This is a genomic window from Nocardioides faecalis (assembly GCF_018388425.1).
In the GTDB taxonomy this organism is placed as follows: domain Bacteria; phylum Actinomycetota; class Actinomycetes; order Propionibacteriales; family Nocardioidaceae; genus Nocardioides; species Nocardioides faecalis.
Window position 1 is genome coordinate 290,884 of the sequence record NZ_CP074406.1, and the last position, 17,210, is coordinate 308,093.

General features: G+C 73.9%; 17 protein-coding genes. 8 read left to right on the forward strand and 9 right to left on the reverse strand.

The window, feature by feature from the left end:
* Positions 1-9: 9 nt before the first annotated feature.
* From KG111_RS01285 to KG111_RS01295, 3 genes are read left to right on the forward strand one after another with little or no spacing between them, the layout of a single operon-like run.
* Positions 10-1,176 carry an acyl-CoA dehydrogenase family protein gene (locus KG111_RS01285; RefSeq protein WP_205292528.1) on the forward strand — a complete coding sequence of 389 codons (1,167 nt, stop codon included), beginning with the start codon at positions 10-12 and terminating at the stop codon, positions 1,174-1,176.
* The gene (locus KG111_RS01290; RefSeq protein ID WP_205292529.1) at positions 1,176-2,048 is read left to right on the forward strand and encodes an alpha/beta fold hydrolase; all 873 of its coding nucleotides are present in this window, start codon (positions 1,176-1,178) and stop codon (positions 2,046-2,048) included. The genes KG111_RS01285 and KG111_RS01290 overlap by 1 nt, the downstream gene beginning before the upstream one ends.
* The gene (locus KG111_RS01295; protein ID WP_205292530.1) at positions 2,045-2,911 is read left to right on the forward strand and encodes an alpha/beta fold hydrolase; all 867 of its coding nucleotides are present in this window, start codon (positions 2,045-2,047) and stop codon (positions 2,909-2,911) included. Before KG111_RS01290 ends, KG111_RS01295 begins: the two co-directional genes overlap by 4 nt.
* Positions 2,912-3,018: 107 nt before the next feature.
* Here the strand turns inward: KG111_RS01295 and KG111_RS01300 are convergent, their stop codons facing one another.
* Positions 3,019-3,798, reverse strand: coding sequence for an IclR family transcriptional regulator (locus KG111_RS01300; protein WP_249666246.1), 780 nt, complete (start codon positions 3,796-3,798; stop codon positions 3,019-3,021).
* 70 nt (positions 3,799-3,868) lie between these two features.
* Between KG111_RS01300 and KG111_RS01305 the strand changes: the two genes are divergently transcribed.
* The 3 genes from KG111_RS01305 to dmpG are packed head-to-tail and all read left to right on the forward strand — an operon-like array spanning position 3,869 to position 6,683.
* Positions 3,869-4,678 (forward strand): 2-keto-4-pentenoate hydratase, encoded by an 810-nt coding sequence (locus tag KG111_RS01305; protein ID WP_205292532.1) that lies wholly within the window; start codon positions 3,869-3,871, stop codon positions 4,676-4,678.
* A complete protein-coding gene (locus tag KG111_RS01310; protein ID WP_205292533.1) occupies positions 4,678-5,631 on the forward strand; it encodes an acetaldehyde dehydrogenase (acetylating) in 954 nt (317 codons plus the stop codon). The genes KG111_RS01305 and KG111_RS01310 overlap by 1 nt, the downstream gene beginning before the upstream one ends.
* Positions 5,628-6,683: a 4-hydroxy-2-oxovalerate aldolase gene (dmpG, locus tag KG111_RS01315; RefSeq protein ID WP_249666247.1), complete on the forward strand. Its 1,056-nt coding sequence runs from the start codon at positions 5,628-5,630 to the stop codon at positions 6,681-6,683. The genes KG111_RS01310 and dmpG overlap by 4 nt, the downstream gene beginning before the upstream one ends.
* 133 nt (positions 6,684-6,816) lie before the next feature.
* On the opposite strand, the gene KG111_RS01320 is transcribed toward dmpG, so the two are convergent.
* The 5 genes from KG111_RS01320 to KG111_RS01340 form a co-directional block, all read right to left on the reverse strand.
* Entirely contained in the window at positions 6,817-7,248 is a 432-nt protein-coding gene (locus KG111_RS01320; protein ID WP_205292534.1) for a universal stress protein, read from the reverse strand.
* A 222-nt stretch (positions 7,249-7,470) separates the two neighbouring features.
* A complete protein-coding gene (locus tag KG111_RS01325) occupies positions 7,471-8,007 on the reverse strand; it encodes a gamma carbonic anhydrase family protein (protein ID WP_205292535.1) in 537 nt (178 codons plus the stop codon).
* A gap of 9 nt (positions 8,008-8,016) precedes the next feature.
* The gene (locus KG111_RS01330; protein WP_205292536.1) at positions 8,017-9,321 is read right to left on the reverse strand and encodes a multidrug effflux MFS transporter; all 1,305 of its coding nucleotides are present in this window, start codon (positions 9,319-9,321) and stop codon (positions 8,017-8,019) included.
* Between the two features lie 122 nt (positions 9,322-9,443).
* Positions 9,444-10,529, reverse strand: coding sequence for an enoyl-CoA hydratase/isomerase family protein (locus tag KG111_RS01335; RefSeq protein WP_205292537.1), 1,086 nt, complete (start codon positions 10,527-10,529; stop codon positions 9,444-9,446).
* A 53-nt stretch (positions 10,530-10,582) separates the two neighbouring features.
* Complete coding sequence (locus tag KG111_RS01340; RefSeq protein ID WP_249666248.1) at positions 10,583-13,522, reverse strand: FAD-binding and (Fe-S)-binding domain-containing protein; 2,940 nt, start codon at positions 13,520-13,522, stop codon at positions 10,583-10,585.
* A 110-nt stretch (positions 13,523-13,632) separates the two neighbouring features.
* Between KG111_RS01340 and KG111_RS01345 the strand changes: the two genes are divergently transcribed.
* Complete coding sequence (locus KG111_RS01345) at positions 13,633-14,367, forward strand: hypothetical protein (RefSeq protein ID WP_205293024.1); 735 nt, start codon at positions 13,633-13,635, stop codon at positions 14,365-14,367.
* 42 nt (positions 14,368-14,409) lie between these two features.
* Here KG111_RS01345 and KG111_RS01350 read toward each other — a convergent pair whose 3' ends face one another.
* Together KG111_RS01350 and KG111_RS01355 are read right to left on the reverse strand one after the other, a co-directional pair.
* Positions 14,410-14,982, reverse strand: coding sequence for a TetR/AcrR family transcriptional regulator (locus KG111_RS01350; RefSeq protein WP_205293023.1), 573 nt, complete (start codon positions 14,980-14,982; stop codon positions 14,410-14,412).
* 88 nt (positions 14,983-15,070) lie between these two features.
* Positions 15,071-15,814, reverse strand: a complete 744-nt coding sequence (locus KG111_RS01355; protein ID WP_205293022.1) for a nitroreductase — start codon at positions 15,812-15,814, stop codon at positions 15,071-15,073.
* Between the two features lie 145 nt (positions 15,815-15,959).
* Here KG111_RS01355 and KG111_RS01360 point away from each other — a divergent pair, with 145 nt between their 5' ends.
* The gene (locus KG111_RS01360) at positions 15,960-16,799 is read left to right on the forward strand and encodes a crotonase/enoyl-CoA hydratase family protein (protein WP_205293021.1); all 840 of its coding nucleotides are present in this window, start codon (positions 15,960-15,962) and stop codon (positions 16,797-16,799) included.
* On the opposite strand, the gene KG111_RS01365 is transcribed toward KG111_RS01360, so the two are convergent.
* The gene (locus tag KG111_RS01365) at positions 16,786-17,133 is read right to left on the reverse strand and encodes a DUF4031 domain-containing protein (RefSeq protein ID WP_205293020.1); all 348 of its coding nucleotides are present in this window, start codon (positions 17,131-17,133) and stop codon (positions 16,786-16,788) included. The genes KG111_RS01360 and KG111_RS01365 overlap by 14 nt on opposite strands.
* Positions 17,134-17,210: the final 77 nt, after the last annotated feature.

The following is a 17,210-nucleotide window of genomic DNA, read 5'->3' on the forward strand; positions in this document are numbered from 1 at the left end:
GGAACACCAATGAACGCCGTGCTTGACCGCATCGTCGAGCTCGCCGACGCGCTGGAGGCGGACGCCCCCGTGTCGGAGGAGCTGGGCCGGCTCACCGACCAGATCGCCGCCCAGGTGCGCGCGACCGGGGTCGTCCGGATGCTGCAGCCCAAGGACTTCGGCGGCTTCGAGTCGCACCCGACCGACTTCATGCGCGCCGTGTTCGAGATCGGCCGGCACAACGGCGGCGCCGGCTGGGTCGCCGGGGTCGTCGGGGTGCACCCGCACGAGCTCGCCCAGGGCGACACCCGGATGCAGCAGGAGATCTGGGGCGAGGACCCCGACACCTGGGTGGCGTCGCCGTACGCCCCGATCGGCCGTGCCCGCCCCGTCGAGGGTGGCTACATCTTCAACGGCCGCTGGCCCTTCTCCTCCGGCACCGACCACTGCCAGTGGGTGATGATCGGCGGCCTGATCACCGACCAGGAGGGCAACGTCGCGGACCGCGAGCCGATCCACTTCGTGCTCCCCCGCGCCGACTACGAGATCGTCCACGACTCCTGGGACGTGATGGGCCTGCGCAGCACCGGCTCCAAGGACATCGTCGTCAAGGACGCGTTCGTGCCCGAGCACCGGCTGATCCGGACCAACCCGGTCACCGACGGCAGCGCCGAGCTGCCGGCCGAGCGTGACATCCCGCTCTACCGGCTGCCGCGCAACGTCGTGTTCTCCGGCGCGATCACCACCGCGACGATCGCGCTCGCCCAGGGCACCCTCGACGCCTACGTCGCGTGGACGCGCAAGCGCAGCAGCCGGTTCGGCTCGGCCAGCACCGACCCGTTCCAGCTCTCCGCGCTGGGGCCGGCGGCCGCCGACATCGACGCCAGCCTGCGCCACGTGCTCGCCGACATGGACCGTGCCTTCGACATCGTCTCCTCCGGTCGTCTGCTCACCCTGGGCGAGCGGGCGGAGATCCGGCGCAACCAGGTGGCCGCCTCGCACCGGGCCGCCGAGGCAGCGGACCAGGTGTTCAAGGTCAGCGGCGGCTCGCAGATCCACTTCGCGAACCCGATGCAGCGGATGTGGCGCGACTGCCAGTCGGCGCTGCACCACGTGCAGAACTACTCCGGCCCCCTGTTCCAGGCCTACGGCATGGACTTCTTCGGCGGCGAGATGCCCGCGGCGGTCAAGGTCTGATGCCCGAGCTGACCCCCGAGTCGACCTCCCGCACCCTCACGATCGACGGCGCCCGCCTCCACTACCACGAGGCGGGCACCGGCCCCGAGGTCCTGCTGTGCATCCACGGCGGGGCGCCCGGGGCATCGGGCTGGGGCAACTTCGGCACCAACCTCGCCGAGCTGTCCCAGCACGCTCGGGTCCTGGTCGTGGACCTGCCCGGCTACGGCGGCTCCGACCCGATCGAGCTCAAGGGCGGCAAGTACGCGCCGTACGCCGACCGCTTCGCCACCATGCTCGGTGAGCTCGGCATCGAGCGCGCGACCGTGGTCGGCCTGGCCACCGGCGGCGCGGTGGCCATCGCGATGGCGCTGCGCCACCCCGAGCGGGTCTCTCGCCTGGCGCTGGTCTCCAGCGCGGGCGGCGTGCCGCTGTTCTCCACCATGCCCTCGGAGGGCCAGCGCGCGATCCGCTCCTACTACGCCGGCAGCGGTCCGTCGCGGGAGAAGATGCGGGCCTACCTCGAGCTGATGATGTTCGACAAGAGCCTCGTCACCGACGAGCTCGTCGAGGAGCGCTACGCCGAGTCCGTGGCCGGCGGCGAGGAGCGGCGCGCCGGTGCCGAGTCGGCCGGGGTCCCCGCCGAGCCGCTGTGGACCGAGCTCGGCAAGATCGCCGTACCGACCCTGATCGTGTGGGGCACCGAGAACAAGGTGCAGGGCTACGACAACGCACTGTTCCTGCTCAAGCAGATCCCCGACGCCCAGCTGCACCTGTTCAAGAAGACCGGCCTGTGGGTGCCCTACGAGCGCGGACCGCAGTTCAACCGCCTGATCGCCGGCTTCCTCGCCGACACCGCAGGCGGCGCGGCCGCCGCGAAGGAGGCCGTGTGAGCACCGCGATCCCGGACTACAGCACCGACCCGTTCTTCGGGCTGGCCGACGAGTGGCTCGAGACCGCGCCCGGTGAGCTGACCCACTACCACGACGTGGGCCAGGGCGAGCCGGTGCTGTTCCTGCACGGCTCCGGCACCGGCGTCACCGCGGCGGCCAACTGGTGGCTGAACCTGCCCGCGCTGTCCGCGCAGGTGCGCTGCATCGCGATCGACTCCATCGGCTACGGCCAGACCGTGGTCGCGCCCGGCACCGAGTACGGCATCCGCGAGTGGGTGCGGCACGCGGTGCGGGTGCTCGACGCGCTGGGCATCGAGAAGACCTGGATCGTCGGCAACTCCCTCGGCGGCTGGCTGGCCTTCCAGTTCGCCATCGACTTCCCCGAGCGCCTGCTCGGCATCGTGTCGATGGGCACCGGCGGAGCGAAGCTGACCAAGGCGTTGGCCGGGCACTCCAACCCGGTGCTCACCGAGGCCGGCATCCGCAAGACGCTCGAGACCTTCGTCGTGGACAAGACCCTGGTCACCGACGAGCTGGTCACGCTGCGCTACCACTCCGCGCTCAACGACACCGCGAGCGACCGGCTCGCCGAGGTCGTCGCGGCCCGGGACCGCGACCGGGAAGCACTGCCGCTGGACTTCGACGTGCTCTCGCGCCTCGAGGTCCCGGTGCTGCTCATCCACGGCGTGCAGGACGTGGTGATCCCGGTGTCGCGGACCTGGGAGCTGCTCGGTGTGCTGCCGCACGCCGACGCGCACATCTTCAGCCAGTGCGGCCACTGGTCGCAGGTGGAGCGGGCCGAGGAGTTCAACCGGGTGGTCCTCGCCTGGCTCGAGCAGCGCGGGGCCACCTCCTCGTCCTGAGCAGCCGACACGGAAAGCGTCCTGGTCCGCCACCGCGGGCCAGGACGCTTCCTCGTTCCCAGGGGTGTCCTGAGCGCCTGGCCCAGGGGCGCCCCCCGGGGGGGCGGTCAGAGGCGGGTGCGGGCCAGCGTGCTGGACAGTGCCGCCGCGGTGGCGCGGAGCGCGGTCTCGTGCAGCTCGGGGCGGAACCGGCCGACCGGACCGGTGATGCTGATCGCCGCGAGCGCGGTGCGCCCGTCGGGGTCCAGCACCGGCGCGGAGATGCACAGCAGGCCGATCGTGGACTCCTCGCGCTCGTAGGCGACGCCGGTCTCCAGGGTCCGCTCGAGCTGCTGGCGGAGCAGGCCGGGGGCCACGACCGTCTGCGGCGTACGACGTGCCAGCGGGCCGGAGAGCACGGCGGTGCGCACCTCGGACGGGGCGTGGGCGAGCAGCGCCTTGCCGATCGCGGTGCAGTGCATCGGCATCCGGCCGCCGGCACGGGAGGGGCTGCGGGCCTGCCGGTGCCCGCCGATCTTGGCGATGTAGACGACCTCGGTGCCCTCCTGCACGCCGAGGTGCACGGTCTCGTGGGTGCGCTCGTAGAGCTCCTGCAGGAAAGGCATCGCCACCTCCAGCAGGGTGCGCTCGGTGGCGGCGCGCATGCCGAGCTCGAACAGCCCGCCGGCGAGCCGGTAGCCGTGCTCGGTCTTCTCCAGCAGCCGGTGCCGGACCAGGTCGCCGGCGACGCGGTGCACGGTCGGCTTGGCCAGCCCGGTGCGCCGGGCGAGCTCGGCCAGCGGGAGGATCCGGTCGTCGGCGCCGAAGGCGCGCAGGATCGCCACGGCCTTGCCCAGCACCGTGTCGAGGTCGTTGGGTGCCAGTGCGTCGTCCCGGTCGCGGTCCACACCCAGAACCATATCGGTGAGTGGAACGCCGGGCTGTGCCGAGCAGGTCACCGGCACCGACAGTGGTGCCATGACCTCCCCCACCATCGATCTCGACGCCGCGGTGCGTGAGGCGGCCGACCGGCTCCTGGCCGCCGCCGCCGAGCACCGTCCGTGCGCGCCGGTGCGCGACCTGATCGGCGCCTCCGACATCAACCTCGCCTACGCCGTGCAGCAGCGGGTGAACGAGACCCGCATCGCCGCCGGTGCCCGCGTGGTCGGCCGCAAGATCGGCCTGACGTCGAAGGCCGTGCAGGCCCAGCTCGGCGTCGACCAGCCCGACCTCGGCGTCCTCTTCGACGACATGGAGTACGACGCCTCCGCCCCCGTGCACGACCCGCGGCTGATCCAGCCCAAGGCCGAGGCCGAGATCGCCTTCGTCCTCGGCGCCGACCTCGCCGAGGGCGAGCTCGACCTGGACCAGGTCCGCGCCGCGATCGAGTACGCCGTCGTCGCGCTGGAGATCTGCGACAGCCGGATCGCCGACTGGGACATCAAGTTCGGCGACACCGTGGCGGACAACGCCTCCGCCGGCGGCTACGTGCTGGGCACCGAGCGCCGCACCCTGGCCGAGTTCAGCCCGGTCGAGGCCGAGATGCGGATGAGCGTCACCGGCCAGGAGGACTCGGTCGGCAACGGCGCGGCCTGCCTGGGCGACCCGCTGCTCGCCGTGCAGTGGCTGGCCAGTGCCGCCCGCGACCTGGGCGAGCCGCTGCAGGCCGGCCAGGTCATCCTGTCCGGCGCGCTCGGCCCGATGCGGCCGATCGGCCCCGGTGCCGAGGTTCACGTCGCCATCACCGGCCTCGGTGAGCTGTCGATCCGCATGAGTGAGGAGTCCTGATGAGCACCACGAAGACCAAGGTGGCGATCATCGGGTCGGGCAACATCGGCACCGACCTGATGATCAAGATCCAGCAGACGGCCCAGCACGTCGAGATCGCGGCGATGGTCGGCATCGACCCCGCCTCCGACGGCCTGGCCCGCGCCCGCGACCTCGGCGTCGCGACCACCCACGAGGGGGTCGAGGGCCTGGTCGCGATGCCGGAGTTCGCCGACATCGAGATCGTCTTCGACGCCACCTCCGCCAAGGCGCACGTGCACAACGACGCGCTGCTGCGCCCGCTGGGCAAGCGGCTGATCGACCTCACCCCGGCGGCCGTGGGCCCCTACGTGATCCCCGCGGTCAACATCGAGGAGCACCTCGACGCGCCGAACGTCAACATGGTCACCTGCGGCGGCCAGGCCACCATCCCGGTGGTCGCCGCGATCTCGCGCGTCGTCGACGTCGAGTACGCCGAGATCGTCGCCTCGATCGCCTCGAAGTCCGCCGGCCCGGGCACCCGCGCCAACATCGACGAGTTCACCGAGACCACCTCCGCGGCGATCACGCAGGTCGGTGGCGCCAAGCGCGGCAAGGCGGTGATCATCCTCAACCCGGCCGAGCCGCCGCTGATGATGCGTGACACCGTCTTCGCCCTGGTCAACGCCCCCGATGCGGACACCCACGAGCAGATCCGTGCCAGCGTGGAGAAGATGGTCGCCGACGTGGCCGCCTACGTGCCCGGCTACAAGCTGGTCCAGCAGGTGCAGATCACCGAGATCCCCGCCGACTCCCCGGTCGAGACGCTCCTCGTCGAGGGCGCCGAGCGTCCGACCCACCAGGTGTCGGTGTTCCTCCAGGTCACCGGCGCCGGCCACTACCTGCCGGCGTACGCCGGGAACCTCGACATCATGACCTCGGCCGGCCTGCAGGTCGCCGAGCGCATCGCCGCCGCGAAGGAGACCGCCCAGTGAGCACCGAGACCACCAGCGGGGCCAAGACCCCGATCTTCGTCCAGGACGTCACCCTGCGCGACGGCATGCACGCCGTGCGGCACCGGATCACCCCCACCGACGTCAAGCGGATCGTGACTGCCCTCGACGACGCGGGCGTGGACGCCATCGAGGTCGCCCACGGTGACGGCCTGGCCGGCGGCTCGGTCAACTACGGCCCGGGCTCGAACACCGACTGGGAGTGGATCGAGGCGGCCGCCTCGGTGCTGAAGAACGCCCGGCTGACCACCCTGCTGCTGCCCGGCGTGGGCACCGTGCACGAGCTGAAGCGCGCCTACGACCTGGGCGTCCGCTCGGTCCGCGTGGCCACGCACTGCACCGAGGCCGACGTCTCCGCGCAGCACATCGAGGCCGCCCGCGAGCTGGGCATGGACGTGTCCGGCTTCCTGATGCTCTCCCACATGGCCGCCCCCGAGGAGCTGGCCAAGCAGGCGAAGCTGATGGAGTCCTACGGCGCGCACTGCGTCTACGTGACCGACTCCGGCGGCCGGCTGACGATGAACGACGTCGCCGCCCGGGTCCGGGCCTACCGCGACGTGCTCGACGAGGGCACCGAGATCGGCATCCACGCCCACGAGAACCTCTCGCTGTCGGTGGCCAACTCCGTGGTCGCCGTCGAGAACGGGGTCTACCGGGTCGACGCCTCGCTGGCCGGGCACGGCGCCGGTGCGGGCAACTGCCCGCTCGAGGCGTTCGTCGCGGTCGCGGACCTGTCCGGGTTCGAGCACCGCTGCGACCTGTTCGCGCTGCAGGACGCTGCCGACGACATCGTCCGGCCGCTGCAGGACCGCCCCGTCCGGGTGGACCGGGAGACCCTCACCCTGGGCTACGCCGGCGTCTACTCCTCGTTCCTGCGCCACGCCGAGCGTGCCGCGGAGCAGTACGGCGTCGACGTGCGCCAGGTGCTGATGGAGTGCGGTCGCCGCCGCCTCGTCGGCGGCCAGGAGGACATGATCGTCGACATCGCGCTGACGATCGCCGCCGAGCAGCAGCCCGCCGCGCAGGCCGGCTGAGCGCCCCGAGGCAGCAGCACCCGCACCACCCCGGGACAGCCGGGACACGACGGCGGCCGGGAGCACATCGCTCCCGGCCGCCGTCGTACGTCGTGTGCCGGGGTGGTCCGCGGTGGCGGCCGGCGCGGAGAGGTCAGTGCGCCGCGTGGGTATGCACGACGTACACGTCGCACGGCGCGTGGGCCGTGACGTCGCGCGCGACGCTGCCCAGCACCCGGGCCAGGCCCTGGGCGCGCTTGTTGCCGACCACGATCAGGTCCGCCCCGACCCGCTCGGCGTGGCGGACCAGGGCGTCGGCCGGCTTGCCCTCGGCGGGGGCGGCGACGATCTCCACGTCGGGGTGGGCGCCGCGCAGGGCCGTCACGGTCTGTTCGGCCACCAGCTGGACGTCGTCGACGCTGGACAGCGGCACGCCGGGCTCGATGGCGTCGACCTCGAATCGGCTGTACGAGGCCAGCACGTGCAGCTCCGCGGAGCTGATCGCGGCGATCTCCGCGGCGCGGCGGGACGCCTGCTCGGCGGTCTCGCTGCCGTCGACTCCCACGACGATGATCCTGTTGCTCATGGTTCCTCCCGGGTGGCCCTGACGCCGGGCGCTGTCGTCCGGTGACAGACGTCGATGGCCATGGGGCAAGCCAAGCCGACTCGGTGCCGAACCCGGGGCGGGCTACCACCAGGCGGAACACGAACCTCTCTCCCGTTCCGCGGGCCATGACTCCGACGCACGCCGCTTGCGAACCTCGGTGGGCGCGCCAAGCTCGTGCGGTGCGGTGCGGTGCGGTGCGGGTCAGCCCTCGGAGACCAGCGGGCGCAGCCCGGCGCGGTGCCGCTGGGCGAGCTCGGCGTAGTACGGCGGGTTGGCGTCGACCCAGAACTGCGCACCGGTGCCCTCGATCGGCTTCTTCACCTGCGCCGGGCTGCCCGCCGCCAGCACGCCGTCGGGCACCTCGGTGCCCGGGGTGATGAGGGAGCCGGCGGCGACCATCGACCCGGCGCCGATGCTGGCGCCGTCGAGCACGGTGCTGCCGTTGCCCACCAGCGCCTTGGCGCCCAGGGTGGCGCCGTGCACCACGCAGGTGTGCGCCACGGTCGCGCCGGCACCGATCTCCACGACCGTGTCGGGGGCGCCGTGGACCACGGAGTTGTCCTGCACGTTCGCGCCCTCACGCACGATGATCGTGCAGATGTCGGCGCGCAGCACCGCGCCGTACCAGACGCTGGCGCCCCGCTCGACGCGCACGTCGCCGATCAGCGTCGCGGTCGGGGCGACGAACGCCTCGGGGTGGACCTGGGGCGCACGGCCCTCGAACTCGTAGCAGGACATCCGCCCACGCTAGCGGGGCTCCACCGCCGTCCCCGGTAGCGCCACGTCGGTGCCGCCCACGTCCGCCGCCACGACGTCGCTGCCGGAGAAGTCGGGCACGTCGCCGCGCCGCAAAGCCGGCCGTACGACGCCCCAGACCTGCACGAGCCCGACGCCGGCCGCGAGCAGCATGGTCGTGGCCATCACCGCGCCGCTGCTGCCCACCTGGACCGCCAGCGACGGCACGACGGCGCCGGCGACCTGCTGGGAGGCGCCGAGCAGCGCGGAGGCGGTGCCGGCGGCGGTGCCGAACGGCACGAGGGCGAGCGCCATGTTGTTGGGCATCGACGGCGTGAGCAGCGGCAGCGTGAGGCACAACGGCACCAGCACCACCGGCAGCGGCGCGTGGGTGAAGACCGCCAGGCACAGCAGCGAGCAGGAGGTGAACGCGGCGGTGACGGAGAACGTGAGCATGTTCAGCGACCCGAACCGCGGGACGAGCCGCATGTTGACCACGTGGCCCAGGACCATGCCGGCCCCGCTGGTGGCGAAGATCAGGGAGTACTGCTGCGAGCCGACGCCGTGCTCGGCGCGCAGGAACAGCGCGCTCATCGTCAGGTAGCTGACCAGGATGACGCCCTGGCACACGGCCAGCACGAGGTGCTGGGCGAAGCCGCGGTGGCGCAGCACCTGCCCCATGACCCGCAGCTGTCCGGGGCCGTCGGCGCGGCGGCGGTGCTCGGCGGCCAGCGACTCGGGCATCTTCACGCTCGCGAGGAGCAGCAGTGCGGCGGCGAGGACGCCGAGCGTGGCGAAGATGCCGCGCCATGAGGTGAACGCGAGCACCTGCCCCCCGAGCAGCGGGGCGATGACCGGTGCGAACATCGAGATCATCGCCAGCTGGGAGTACAGGCGCGAGGCGGCGGGGCCTTGGGCGAGGTCCCGCACGGAGGCGCGGGCCGCGACGACGCTGCCGGCGCCGAAGACGCCCTGCAGGAAGCGGGCCACGAGCAGCACCTCGATGCTCGGTGCGAGGGCGCAGGCGACGCTGGCGAGCACGAACAGGGCGAGGCAGACCAGGGCAGGGCGACGTCGGCCGAACCGGTCGGTCAGCCCGCCGACGAGGAGCTGGCCCAGCGCCAGGCCGGCGAACCCGACGGTGACGGTGCTGGCCGCGGCGGCGTCGGTGGTCTCGAGCGCGTCCGCGATCTCCGGCAGCCCGGGCAGGTGCATGTCGGTGGACAGCGGCCCGAGCCCGGCGAGCAGACCGAGGGTCACGGTCACCCCGAGCGTGACCCTCGTGGTGGTGTCTGCGCGGGTCGGGGTCGTCGTCATCCGGGCTCTGCCTTCTCTCGGCCGGCGCGTGCGGCCGGTCCAAGCAGACGCTAGGAGGACAGGCCGGGCCGCACGCAGCCCCCTGTTCCGGCGAGCGGAACGTAGCGTCGGCTACCGGCCGGTCAGACCGCGCCCAGACCCCCAGGCCCCAGGCCGAGCTCGTCGCCGCCCAGACCGGCGAAGCACGCCTCGACCTCGGCGTCGTCGACCTCGGCGAGGTGCGCGGGCTGCCAGCGCGGGTCGCGGTCCTTGTCGACGACCTGGGCACGCACGCCCTCGGCGAAGTCGGGACGGGCGTGCAGCCGCCGCGCGAGCCGGTACTCGAGGTCGAGCGCCGGCCCGAGGCTGTTCATCGCGGCCGCCTCCCGCAGCGCGCGCAGCGTCACCTGCACCGAGGTGGGGCACTTCGCCTCGATCGCGTCCGCGGCGCGCACCGCCTCGGCGGAGCCGAGTGCCCGCAGCCGCCCGACGATCTCCAGCGCGTCCGCGCCGGCGTAGGCCTCGTCCAGCCAGGGGCGAGCGGCCAGCAGGCCGGAGCCGGGGGCGGGCTCGGTGAGGTCGGCCAGCACCTCGTCGGCGTCGCGGTGCGCCAGCGCGGTGAGGAGCGCGTCGATCCGCTCGCTGGGCAGGTAGTGGTCGGCCAGCCCCATCGCGATCGCGTCGCCGGCCCCGGCGGACCCCGCGGTCAGCGCGAGGTGGGTGCCGGTCTCGCCGGGGGCGTGGGAGAGCAGGAAGGTGCCGCCCACGTCGGGCAGGAAGCCGATGCCGGTCTCGGGCATGCCGAGCGAGGAGCGCTCGGTGACCACCCGGTGCCCGGCGTGCGCCGAGAGGCCGATGCCGCCGCCCAGCACGAGGCCGTCCATCACCGCGACGTACGGCTTGGGGTACTGCGCGACCTGCAGGTTCAGCCGGTACTCATCGGCCCAGAACGCCGCGGTGGCGGTGCCGCCGTCCTTCGCGTCGCGCCACATCGCGACGATGTCGCCGCCCGCGCACAGCCCGCGTTCGCCGGCGCCGGTGAGCACCACGGTGCGCACGCCGTCGTCGTCGGCCCAGTCGCTCAGTGCGTCGCTGATCAGCCGCACCATCTCGTGGGTCAGGGCGTTGATCGCCCGGGGCCGGTTGAGCACCACGTACGCCGCGCGCCCCTCGCGGCGCAGCAGCACCGGCGCCTCGTCGGCGGTCTCTGGCGGGGTGGGGGTGCTCATCGTCTCTCCTCGTTCGGGGCGTGGGGCAGGTCGGTGCCGCGGCGGTGCGGTCCTCAGGTGGTCAGGTCGCGGGCCAGGAGCTGGGCGAGGTGGACCGGGCGGGCGTCCGGCGCGAGCTCGTCGAGCTGGGTGCGGCAGGAGAACCCGTCGGCGAGCACCACCCGCTGGGCCCTGGGTGCGGGCGGCTGCGCCAGCGCGGGCAGCAGGTGCTGGCCGGCGATCGCCACCGACACCTCGTAGTGGCCCTGCTCGACACCGAAGTTGCCGGCCATCCCGCAGCAGCCGGACAGCGCGCGCACCCGGGCACCCGCCCCGCGCAGCAGGGCCGCGTCGGTCGACCAGCCCAGCACCGCGTGGTGGTGGCAGTGCGGCTGCGCCACGACGTCGAGCCCGCTCAGGTCGGGCGGGGTCCAGCCCTCGGTGCCGGTGAGCAGCTCGGCGAGCGTCACGGCCGCCGCGGCCACCGCCCGCGCGTCCTCGCCGGGTACCAGCTCGACCAGCTCGTGCCGCAGCACCGCGGTGCAGGAGGGCTCCAGCCCGACGATCGGCACACCCGCGCGGGCGTCCGGGGCCATCGCCTCGACCAGCGAGCGCAGCCGGCGCCGGGCGCCGTCGAGCTGGCCGGTGCTGATCCAGGACAGGCCGCAGCACTCCGGTCGCGCGGTCAGGTGCGGCTCGTAGCCGGCGTCGCGCAGCACCGCCACCGTCGCCTCGGCGACCTGCGGTGCGAAGTGCTCGGAGAACGAGTCGACGAACAGCAGCACCGGGGTGCGCGGCGTCGTACCTGCCCCACCGGCCGCGCCGACCGAGCCGGCCGCGCCGGTGAAGGTACGACGGAACGGTCGCGGTGCGAACGCCGGCATCCGGCGCCGGGTGTCCACCCCGGCGGCGCGCAGCGCGAGCGTGCGGGTGGGCGCCCAGCCCAGCACCCGGTTGGCCGCGCCGGGCACGCGCGAGGCCAGCCGCGCCCAGCGCGGCAGCCAGCCCAGGGCGTAGTGGCTGCGCGGGCGCAACCGGCGTCGGTAGGTCTGGTGCAGCACCTCGGCCTTGTAGCTGGCCAGGTCGGTGCCGGTCGGGCAGTCCGAGGCGCAGCCCTTGCAGGCCAGGCACAGGTCGAGCGCCTCGTGCACGGCGGGTGAGGACCACTCCAGGTCGCTGTCGGCGTTGACGATCTCCTGCAGCAGTCGGGCCCGGCCGCGGGTGGAGTGGATCTCGTCGTGGGTGGCCTGGAACGAGGGGCACATGACGCCGCCGCCGGCGCTGACGGCGCCACCGCTGGGGGTGGTGGCGACGGGGGCGCGGCACGCGCCCACCCCGGTGCAGCGGTGCACCGCCCGGGAGAAGTCGCCGCCGTCGCTGGTGTAGGCCAGGGCGAGGCCGTGCCGTGGCGGCGGCGTGCGGGTGTCGGCGGTGTAGCGCAGGTCCGCGGTGCTCGAGGCGACCCCGGCCGGGTCGGCCAGCAGGCCGGGGTTCAGCAGGTCGTCGGGGTCCAGGATGCGCTTGACCTCGGCCATCAGGCGCAGCGCGGCGGTCGGGTACATCCGCGGCAGCCACTCGCTGCGGGCCCGGCCGTCGCCGTGCTCCCCGGACAGCGAGCCGCCGAAGGAGGCCACCAGGTCGGCGGCGGCGCCGATGAAGGCGCGGTAGCGCTCCGGGCCGTCGGGGGCGTCGAAGGCGAAGTCGAGACGGACGTGCAGGCAGCCCTCGCCGAAGTGGCCGAACGGCATCGCGGTCAGGCCGTGCACAGCCAGCAGCTCCTCAAGCGCGGCCAGGTAGTCGCCCAGCCGGGCCGGCGGCACCGCGGAGTCCTCCCAGCCGGCCCACGCCGGGCGCCCGGACGGGGCGCGCCCGGCCAGGCCGGCGCCGTCGGCGCGGATCCGCCACAGCGCCGCCGCCGCGGCCGGGTCGTCGACGACCAGCGCGGAGACGCCCAGCCCGGCCGCGGCCAGCCGCTCGGCGCGGTCGCGGACCTCGGCCGCGTCCTCGCCGGAGATCTCGGTGAACAGCCAGGCCTGGCCTGCGGGCAGCGGAGGTACGGCGTGCGCGCCCTTGCGTTCCACGATCACGTCCACGATCCGCCGGTCCAGGCCCTCGCACGCCGACGGCGCGTGCTCGAGGACCGCCGGCGCGGCGTACCCGGCGGCGGGGAAGTCGTCGAAGCCCAGCACCACCAGCAGCCGCTCCGCGGGGTCGCGGACCAGCCGCAGGGTCGCCTCGGTGACCACGGCCAGCGTGCCCTCGGAGCCGACCAGGGCCCGGGTCAGGTCGAAGCCGTTCTCGGGCAGCAGGTGGTGCAGCGCGAGGCCGGAGACGTGCCGGCCGAAGGTGCCGAACGAGGTGCGCAGCGTCGCCAGGTCCGTGGCGACGAGTGCCCGCAGCCGCTCCAGCACGTCCGCACCACCAGAGCCATCGGTGCCTGCGGGGGCGGCGGGGCTCAGCGTCGCGGTCGGTCGGCCCTCGGCGTCGTAGCCGGTGAGGAGCTCCGAGCCGTCGGCCAGCAGCGCCCGCAGGCCGAGCACGTTGTGCGAGGTCCGCCCGTGCGCCAGCGAACGCGCGCCGCACGCGTCGTTGCCGATCATCCCGCCGATCGTGCAGCGCGAGCTGGTGGAGGGGTCCGGCCCGAACCGCAGGCCGTACGGCGCCGCCGCCCGCTGCAGGTCGGCCTGCACCACGCCGGGCTGCACCACCGCGGTCGCCGTGCCCGGGTCCACCGAGATCACCCGGTCCAGGTGCCGGGAGAGGTCGAGGACCAGGCCGCTGCCGATCGCGTTGCCCGCCACCGAGGTGCCCGCGCCGCGCGTGGTCAGCGGCAGGCCCAGCTCGCGGGCGGCGAGCAGCGCACGTCGTACGTCGTCGGGGGTGCGGGGGAAGGCGACGGCCGCGGGCGGCACCCGGTAGAGCGAGGCGTCGGAGGAGTAGGCCCCGAGCACGGCGGCGTCGTCGGAGACCTCCGCGACACCGAGTCGCCGCAGCTGTGAGGCGGTGGAGGGCACGGGCCGAATGTAGCCCTCGGCGCCCCGGGCACCGTCGTCCTGCGGCGCTTGGCACCGTGATCGGGCGGGTGCACACTCGAAGGACACCGATCTCGGGAGGGGGACGAGTTGTGACCCAGACCCTGAACGACAGCGTCGCCAGGACGCACGAGCTGCTCACCGAGCGGCTGCGCGTCGCAGAGACCAGCCATCCCACGGCTCAGCGACCACACGCCATGACCGCCGCGATCGACCCGTTCCTGGCCACCGCGAGCCGGCACGTCTCCGCGGCGAACGCGGTGCTGGGGCCGGCCGCGCGCCGGCACCTGGGGGACGGCCGGGACCGGGCCCGGGCGCTGGCGCGGCAGAGTCGGCGGCTGGAGGAGGCGCTCTTCGCCGCGAAGTCGAAGCTCTACGGCTCCTCCTACGCCGTGCGGCAGCCGTGGGCGGAGGTGTGGCTGCCGGTCGAGAGCGAGCTGGCCGCCTTCTGGGACATCGAGACCGAGCTGGTCGACGAGCTGGCCGCCGCGATCACGCCCGCGGATGCCGACTCGCTCGCCCTGGAGCTCTACAACAGCGAGACGCGGGTGCCGACGCGACCGCACCCGCACCTGCCGCACCAGGGCGTGGGCGGGCGCATGGCGCGGGGTGTCGCCTCCCGGGTGGACCGGTTCTGGGACGCCGCGGAGGACCGGATGGTGCCCGAGCCCGTCCACCCGATGCGACACCGCGACGGGTGGGTGAGCCGCTACCTGATGGCCGAGGCGGACGTCGACGAGCCGGACGAGGACGTGACCTCGCTGCCCCCCACGGACCCGGACGTGCCCCCGGACGTGCCGGACCGCCAGTCGGGACCGGGAACCTAACCCCCCCCGATCCGGAGCCGACGCAGCCCGACCCAGGCCGACCTAGTCGGTGCGGCGGGAGGCCTCGTCCTCGGCCTGGGCGAGGACCTGCTCGAGTGCCCACAGCAGGTGCGAGTGGTCGTGCTCGGCGGCCAGCATCTCGTAGCCGACCAGGGTGCTCAGCGCCCACACCGTGTAGGCCTCGGCGCGGTCGGGGCCGACCAGGTCGCTCGCCGCCTCGAACACGACCTCGTAGCGGCGGTGGTCGACCTCGCGCTGCACGCGGGCGACCCGCTCGTCCACGCCGGCCCAGACCCGGATCGCGGCCTCGGTGGCGTGCAGCAGCTCGCTGCCGGCGCCGATCATGAGGCGCAGCCGGGTCGCGGGATCCTTCTCGGTCCGCACGATCTGGGCGGTGTGGTCGGTGCGCTCGGTCAGCCAGGCGTCCAGCAGCGCGTCGGTGAAGGCCTGCCAGCTGTCGAAGGAGTGGTAGAACGCGCCGGTGGTGACGCCCAGGCGGCGACACAGGGTGGCGAGCTTGAGCGCGCCGTAGCCCTCCCCGGCGAGGATCTCGTTGGCGGCGGCGAACCAACCCGCGCGCAGACCCTCGTTGCGTCGGCCCTGACGCTCCTTCATCGGCGTTCCTCCTGGTGCGGGCGCCCATCGTAGGCGGCGCGGAGGGTGCATGCCCTGCAGTTGCGTCAGGTAGTCCTCAGGCCGGTGCTCAGGTCGGGTCGGGAAGCCCGGTGACCGCGACGTCGACGTCCTCGCGCTCGGTGCGGAACCGGTTCGCGGGGTGGTCCGGGTCGGCATGGCCCAGCGCCACGGCGCAGACCACCCAGCGGTCCTCGGGCAGGTCGAGGTGCGCGCGCACGGCGTCGGCGTACATGCCGATGGCGCCCTGCGCGATGGCGCCCAGGCCGAGCGCGTCGGCGAGGTTGAGGAGGTTGGCCACGTAGCCGCCGCAGTCCATGACGCCGTAGGTGCCCAGCGCCTGCGGGCTGGTGACGATCGCGACGTGGGGAGCACCGAAGAACTGGAAGTTCTCCAGCATCTGCCGCAGCCGGCCCTCGCTGTCCTCGCGGGCGACGCCGACGGCGTCGTACAACCCCCTGCCGCAGGTACGACGACGCTCGGCGTAGACGCCCTCGTACCGCTCCGGCCCGGGGATGTCCGGCTGCTCGGCGCCGGAGAGCACCCGCTCGGTGAGCCGCTCGCTCAGCGCGACGACGTCCTCGCCCGAGAGCAGGTGCACCTGCCAGGCCTGGGAGTTGCACCACGACGGCGTGCGTTGGGCCAGGGTGAACAGCCGCCGCAGCGTGTCGGGTCGGACGGGCTCGGGCAGGAAGCCGCGGCAGCTGAACCGGTGCTCCAGGGTGGCCGCGAGGGCGTCGGCCCGGTCGAGGCCGGCGGTGTCGACTGCGGTGTCGACTGCGGTGTCGGCTGCGGTGGATCCCAGTGCGCTCATCGGGGTCAGTATGGCCACGTCCCGGTGAGGACACCGTGCGGGTCCGCATCCCGTGGGTCCGGGTGCATCGCGCGAAGCCGTGGGATCTGGTTCGCTGGTGAGGGCCCCCCTGTGCGGGCGCCCGGCGACAGCGGAGGAGACCCCCATGCCCCACGACCCGTCCCACCTGCGCGACGACCGCGCGCTGCAGGTCACCCGCCACGACCAGGTCGCGGTCCTCGCCCTCGCCGGGCCGGGCGGCAAGGCGGTGATGGACGGCCGGTTCTTCGACGAGCTCGGAGCGGCCGTCGCGTCGCTGGACGCCGACCCCGACGTGCGCGCCCTCGTGCTCACCGGTGCCGGGCCGCACTTCTCGTTCGGGCTGGACCTCGCCGAGGCGCAGCAGACCTTCGGCCCGCTCTTCGGCGCCGCCGGGGCCGGGCCGCGGCTGGAGCTGCTGGAGCTGATCCGGCGCTGGCAGCACCTGGTGGACACGGTGGCGCGCAGCCGCAAGCCGACCGTGGCCGCCGTCAGCGGGTGGTGCGTGGGCGGGGGAGTCGACCTCGCCGCGGCGTGCGATGTCCGGGTCGCCTCGGCGGACGCGATGTTCAGCGTGCGCGAGGCGAAGATGGGCATCGTCGCCGACCTCGGCAGCCTGCAGCGCCTGGTCGGCCTCGTCGGCGACGGCCACCTGCGCGAGCTGGCGCTGACCGGTGACGACATCGATGCGGCCCGCGCCGAACGGATCGGCCTGGTCAACCACGTGCACCCCGACGCCGAGGCCGCCCGGGCGGGAGCGGTGGAGCTCGCGGCGCGGATGGCGGCGAACTCGCCCCTGGTGCTGCGCGGCGTCAAGGACGTCCTCGACGCCGAGCGCGGCCCGCGCGTCGAGGCGGGGCTGCGCTACACCGCGGTGTGGAACGCCGCCTTCCTGGTCAGCGACGACCTGGCGGGGGCCCTGGCCTCCTTCGCCGAGCGGCGCCCGCCCCGGTTCACCGGCCGCTGAACCCGGTCGCGGGCCCGGGTGCCTGGCCGGATGCCTGGCCGGATGCCTCGTGCTCGCGCTTGGCCCGGGTGATCGCCGCAACTGCCCGGCCGTAACGCACCGGCACCGCGCCCAGCGCCAGTGCCCGCTGCCGCAGCGGCTCGGTGAGGTCGAAGTGCTCGGTCGCCGTGCCCTCGTTCTGGATCCAGCGTGCCTCGATGCCGAGCCGCGCGGCGAACGCGACGAGCTCGTCGTGCCCGGCGGCGCCCGGCAGGTCGGAGAGCAGGTGCGACCAGACGCCGTCCATGCGCCCGACCCGGGCGGGCAGCTGCATGTCGTCGACGTGGATCGTCACGCCGCCGACGCTACCGGGGGCGAGTGGGCCCCGGACGCGCAAGGACCCGCCCCGGAGAACCGGGGCGGGTCCTTGCG